Source organism: Mesorhizobium sp. M4A.F.Ca.ET.020.02.1.1, from assembly GCF_004022645.1.
Taxonomy (GTDB): Bacteria; Pseudomonadota; Alphaproteobacteria; order Rhizobiales; family Rhizobiaceae; genus Mesorhizobium.
The window spans coordinates 1-3576 of record NZ_RZOI01000633.1; the positions used below are offsets into that span (position 1 = coordinate 1).

Annotated in this window: 4 protein-coding genes; 1 reads left to right on the forward strand and 3 read right to left on the reverse strand. The window is 64.5% G+C overall.

All coding sequences use genetic code 11. The annotated features are described in order from the left end of the window. A partial coding sequence (locus tag EN742_RS28245; protein WP_148670311.1) for a mannitol dehydrogenase family protein occupies positions 1-1111 on the forward strand: 1111 nt, incomplete at its 5' end. A gap of 29 nt (positions 1112-1140) precedes the next feature. Here EN742_RS28245 and lepB read toward each other — a convergent pair. The 3 genes from lepB to atpD form a co-directional block, all read right to left on the reverse strand. Then, a complete protein-coding gene (gene lepB / locus EN742_RS28250; RefSeq protein ID WP_348628205.1) occupies positions 1141-1887 on the reverse strand; it encodes a signal peptidase I in 747 nt (248 codons plus the stop codon). Between the two features lie 325 nt (positions 1888-2212). Further along, positions 2213-2620 (reverse strand): F0F1 ATP synthase subunit epsilon, encoded by a 408-nt coding sequence (locus tag EN742_RS28255; RefSeq protein ID WP_127404729.1) that lies wholly within the window; start codon positions 2618-2620, stop codon positions 2213-2215. Positions 2621-2719: 99 nt separating this feature from the next. Then, the coding region (atpD, locus tag EN742_RS28260) for a F0F1 ATP synthase subunit beta (RefSeq protein ID WP_128333536.1) at positions 2720-3576 on the reverse strand (857 nt) is incomplete at its 5' end.

Sequence of the window (3576 nt, forward strand, 5' to 3'; positions counted from 1 at the left end):
CGTCCACGATCTGGCCAATCCGGGATCGCCGCGCACGGCGCATGGTTTCCTCACGGAAGCGCTGGCGCGCCGCCGCGCCGCCGGCACGCCGCCCTTCACCGTGCTTTGCTGCGACAACCTGCCGGCCAACGGCGCCACGCTGCACCGGCTGCTGGCCGAATTCGCGATGCTGCGCGATGCAGGACTCGCCCGACAGGGCGATGTCCAGCTCGCCCGACAGGGCGATGTCCAGCTCGCCCCACCGGGCGATGCCCCTCTTGCCAGCCATGTTGCAAACGAAGTGGCCTTCCCATCGAGCATGGTCGACCGCATCGTGCCGGCGACCACCGATGCCGACCGGGCACGCATCGCGGTCGAGCTCGGCGTCGAGGATGCCTGGCCGGTGATGACCGAGCCGTTCTGCCAATGGGTCGTCGAGGACGATTTTCCGGCCGGCAGGCCGGCCTGGGAAAAATTCGGCGTCACCATGGTCGCCGATGTCGGCCCCTTCGAGGACATGAAGCTGAGACTGCTCAACGGCGCGCATTCGGGCATCGCCTATCTCGGCCTGCTCAGCGGCCACGCGACCGTCGACCGCGCCTTCGCCGATCCGGCGATCCGGCAGTTCGTCGATCGCCTGTGGGCCGAGGCCATTTCGACGCTGCCCGAGGACGCCGGGCTCGACACCAGCGCCTACACGGCGGAACTCGCCCAACGTTTTTCGAACACCGCGCTTGCCCATCGTACCGCGCAGATCGCCAATGACGGCAGCCAGAAACTGCCGCAGCGCATCGTGGCGTCAGTCTTGGAGTGCCTGGAAGCCGGCACCGAAATGGTCCATCTCACCCTGGTGGTGGCCGCCTGGATCGCCGCCTGCGCGGCGCGCGGCAAGGCCTTGCCGGAAGCCCGTTTCACGGATCCGCTCGACGCGGCGCTGACGGAACTTCTGAGCCAGCAACTGCCGGCAAACGAAACGGTGACGGCGGTGTTCGATCTCGCTGGCTTTGCCAGGGACCACGCCGAGCGCCAGACATTGATTGAACTCGTGGCTGTCCATCTCGTCCACCTGCGCCGGGACGGCCCCACCCTGGCCTTCGCCGCGCTTGGCATAGAGGGCGAACGGCAAGAATAGACTTGCAGTTCCACCCACGGATGGCTCGCCTATTCCACAGCCGAGCCATCCAGTGTTTGCCGGGACGAATAGCCGGTGCCCTTTGAATTCCAGAACAGCCGCGCTGCTCTGCCGACGAGGTTTTCGTAAGGGACGAATCCGACGGTGAATCGACTGTCGGAAGCATTGTCCCGATTGTCGCCAAGCACGAAATAGTGGCCCTCGGGCACCTCGAACACGCGCGTGTTGTCGCCAATCGAATTGTCCGTCAGGTCGAGAACGAAATGGCTGACCCCGCCTGGCAAGGTCTCGCGCTGAAGCCTGGCCGGCTGCGACATCTCCTCGTACGGGAACGTGCCGGCATCCTCGAGACCAACGGGCACATCGTTGATGTGGAGCGCGCCGTTGACCATCTGGATCTTCTCGCCCGGCAAGCCGACGATCCGCTGGATATAGTCGATGCTTGGGTCGGACGGGAATTTGAAGACCACCACATCCCCACGCTTGGGTTCCGCGCCTAGCACACGTCCTTCGATTGGCAGCAAATTGAACGGCACGCTGTAGCGGCTGTAGCCGTAGGCGAATTTGGAGACGAAGAGATAGTCGCCTTCCTGCAGTGTCGGCACCATGCTGCCGGAGGGAATCGAAAACGGCTGGAACAGGAACGATCGGATCAGCAAGGCCGGCACCGACGAGGTGAGCAGGACGAGCACCAGCACCGAAAGCCCGTGCGCATACCATTTGTCCGGCTTGAAGCGATGCGCGAAGGGCACGACGAGCGCCATCCACAGGATCATCAACACGAACCCTGAGAAATTGGCCAGCCCGGCAAGATCGGCGCCCGGCAGCACCGGAAACCCGATATAGACAGTCGCGACGCCGAGGGCGCTGAACACAATCAGGACGGCAAGCGCCAGCCTTCCGGCGCCGATCCAGAGAAACCCGCCGAACGGCCCGCCAAAGGCCGACACCAGCGCCGTCGACCACCTGGATCGCGGCGCTATTTCTGGCTGGTCTGATTGCTGCGTCATCGGCCCCCCCCCACGCAAAGGCAGCCGGACTGTCCACCAAACAAAAAAGCGGGGCAAGCCCGCTTTTGCAATCTCCGGTGGAAGCCTGATCTCAGGCCGGCAGGATGGCGCCTTCCAGCGTGGTGAGCTGGCTAAGGAATTGCTCTGCCTTGCTGCGGCCCTGGTCGTCCTTGGCGTCGGCGACGTCTTCCTTCGCCTCCTGGATGCGGCGTGCCACATCCGCGCGATCGATGTCGCCGACCGCCACCGCCGACTCGGCAAGCAGCGTGCAGCCGGAAGGCACGATGTCGGCGAAGCCGCCGAACACCACATAGCGTTCTTCCTTGCCCGCAACCGTCTTCACCGTGACGACGCCCGGCTTGATCGTGGTCATGACCGGCGCGTGCAGCGCCATCACGGTCATCTCGCCTTCGGCGCCGGGGATGACGACGGATTCGACCTGCTCGGAAACGAGCAGGCGCTCCGGCGAGACCAGTTCGAACTTGAAAGCTTCAGCCATGATCAAATTAGCGAGTAGGGAATAGCGAGTAGCGAGTAGTAAGAACAAATCCGCCGCGCTGGTATTCCTATTCGCTACTCCCTATTCGCTATTCGCTTCTTATGCCGCTTCAGCCGCCAGGCGCTGGGCCTTCTCGACCGCTTCCTCGATGCCGCCGACCATGTAGAAGGCGGCTTCCGGCAGGTGGTCGTAGTCGCCGGCGCAGAGGCCCTTGAAGCCCTTGATGGTGTCGGCGAGGTCGACCAGCTTGCCCGGCGAGCCGGTGAACACTTCGGCGACGAAGAACGGTTGCGACAGGAAGCGCTCGATCTTGCGGGCGCGGGCAACGGTCTGCTTGTCCTCTTCCGACAGCTCATCCATGCCCAGAATGGCGATGATGTCCTGCAGCGACTTGTAGCGCTGGAGGATCGACTGCACCTGGCGCGCCACCTGGTAGTGCTCCTCGCCGACGACCATCGGATCGAGCATGCGCGAGGTGGAGTCGAGCGGATCGACGGCCGGGTAGATGCCCTTTTCCGAGATCGCACGGTTGAGCACGGTGGTGGCGTCCAAGTGGGCGAACGAGGTCGCCGGCGCCGGGTCGGTCAGGTCGTCGGCCGGCACGTAGATCGCCTGGACCGAGGTGATCGAGCCCTTGGTCGTCGTCGTGATGCGCTCCTGCAGCGCGCCCATGTCGGTGGCGAGCGTCGGCTGGTAGCCCACGGCCGAAGGGATACGGCCGAGCAGCGCCGACACTTCCGAGCCCGCCTGCGTGAAGCGGAAGATGTTGTCGACAAAGAACAGCACGTCCTGGCCCTGGTCGCGGAAATATTCGGCGACGGTGAGACCGGTCAGGCCGACGCGGGCGCGCGCGCCCGGCGGCTCGTTCATCTGGCCATAGACGAGAGCGGCCTTGGAGCCAGCGCCGCCGCCCTTCTTGTTGACGCCCGATTCGATGAACTCGTGATAGAGGTCGT

Excerpts from the sequence above, each read along its gene's own strand:
- lepB (WP_348628205.1), bottom strand. The coding sequence starts at position 1,887 with ATGATCCTGTGGATGGCGCTCGTCGTGCCCTTCGCGCATCGCTTCAAG.
- EN742_RS28255 (WP_127404729.1), bottom strand. The coding sequence starts at position 2,620 with ATGGCTGAAGCTTTCAAGTTCGAACTGGTCTCGCCGGAGCGCCTGCTC.